Below are 258 nucleotides of genomic sequence, written 5' to 3' on the forward strand. Positions count from 1 at the left end.
CGTTACGGGAATTAGCCCCCAGTTTGGGCTGATTTTTATCGTAGCCCAGATGGTGGGACATTTCGGCGTTGAGAGCCGCCTCAACGCTGATTTTCTTCAGCAGGCGATCGAACTGGTTGAGATCGTCAGGGGTTTTGAGATTTTTGGCCAGTTCGTTAGCCAGAGCCTGCAACTGTTTTTCGTCCATAAATTAACCTGCTTTTGATGTTGGATTGAACATATCAAAATCAGGCAATTACACAAATTTATGTACAGACT

Annotated in this window: 1 pseudogene; it reads right to left on the reverse strand. The window is 45.0% G+C overall.

Going from position 1 to position 258, the window contains the following annotated elements:
- A pseudogene (locus HV157_RS26060) lies at positions 1-187 on the reverse strand (IS256 family transposase); the annotation flags it as partial.
- Between the last annotated feature and the right edge of the window lie 71 nt (positions 188-258).

The organism is Enterobacter sp. RHBSTW-00318, assembly GCF_014101375.1.
Classification (GTDB): domain Bacteria; phylum Pseudomonadota; class Gammaproteobacteria; order Enterobacterales; family Enterobacteriaceae; genus Enterobacter; species Enterobacter ludwigii.